Source organism: Puniceibacterium sediminis (assembly GCF_900188035.1).
GTDB classification, from domain to species: Bacteria; Pseudomonadota; Alphaproteobacteria; order Rhodobacterales; family Rhodobacteraceae; genus Puniceibacterium; species Puniceibacterium sediminis.
In genome coordinates, this window is sequence record NZ_FZNN01000062.1 from 1 (window position 1) to 1,272 (window position 1,272).

General features: G+C 60.5%; 2 pseudogenes. One reads left to right on the top strand and one right to left on the bottom strand.

What is annotated here, in order from left to right:
• Positions 1-62 precede the first annotated feature (62 nt).
• A pseudogene (locus tag CHB75_RS21910) lies at positions 63-188 on the bottom strand (IS3 family transposase); the annotation flags it as partial.
• A 305-nt stretch (positions 189-493) separates the two neighbouring features.
• On the opposite strand from CHB75_RS21910, the pseudogene CHB75_RS21190 reads away from it, so the two are divergent.
• Positions 494-1,210, top strand: a pseudogene (locus CHB75_RS21190) (transposase); the annotation flags it as partial.
• Between the last annotated feature and the right edge of the window lie 62 nt (positions 1,211-1,272).

Genomic DNA, 1,272 nt, shown 5'->3' on the forward strand with positions numbered 1-1,272 from the left:
CCTTTTGCGCGGCTTGATTGTCACCCGGCAGGGCATTGCGCGAAGCCAATGTCCCGAGAGGGGCGCAGGTTCAGTTCCAAGGCGCAGTAGATGCGATAGACACGTTTGTGATTCCACGGGTGCCCTTTGACGTTGCGCAGATGCAGAAAACACTGCCCAAATCCCCACGTCTTGCGGGCGTCGGTCAGCTCAGCCACCGGCACACCGCCCTCGGCCTGGCGTAGGATCGCAAGGATCTGGGGTTCGCTAAATCTCGTCATCTTCATCAGATTCTCCTCAGTCATCTTGCTGAGAAAATTCTACGTCCGCATCCCCTTAGTTTTGGGGAGGATTACCATGCGACCTTCGCCGTCCTGTGCGGCTGCGGGCACAACATCCGCAAGATTCTGGCCCGATTAAGGGCTCTTTTGGTCCTGTTGCTGGTGTGTCTTTCCCGCGCGCACCGCGCAATCAATGCCACCGGAGGCCGATTAATGGCCGTGCAGATCGCCCCATAGGTCGCTACGCTCACGCCCGGCAGTTCAGGCGCATGCGCAAAGCTTTGAGAACATTGCGTGGATACACGGGGCGCGTCATGCGCGAAATCCGGCGCCAATTTGATGCCATTCCTGCCGGAGCTGTCCGCGACGGTGTCGTCGAGATGCTGGCGCGGGTTTCGAAGCTTCTGCACCAGACCCCCAAGGAAAAGGGCAAGATCTACGCCCTGCACGAGCCCGACTGTATCTCTAAGGGGAAGGCGCGGGTGCGCTACGAGTTCGGTTGCAAGGTCAGCCTCGCCACCACAATCGACGAGGGGTTCGTCGTCGGAATGCGCGCCATGCCAGGTAACCCATACGACGGGAACACGCTGGCCGAGGCTATTGAGTAGGTCGAGACGCTCACGGATCGCCGCCCGGACCTCGCCGTCGTGGACCGGGGCTACCGCGGTCAAGGCGTCGCAAAGACCCGGGTTCTGATCTCCGGAATGCGTCGCGGGCTGACGGATGAACTGAAAGCGCAGCTTCGGCGGCGCAGCGCAATCGAGCCGGCGATCGGCCACATGAAGACTGATGGCCGCCTCGCGCGCTGCCCGCTCAAAGGGACCAAGGGCGATACGATCTTCGCTATGCTGTGCGGCTGCGGGCACAACATTCGCAAGATCTTGGCCCGGCTAAAGGTTCTTTTGGTCCTGTTATTCGGCATTGTTGCAGAACTCACGCCTGAGGCATGACTTCCCCTTACCCCGCTGGCGTTATGCCACGCGAATGATCTCGGCAGTGCCGAGGGCATTGA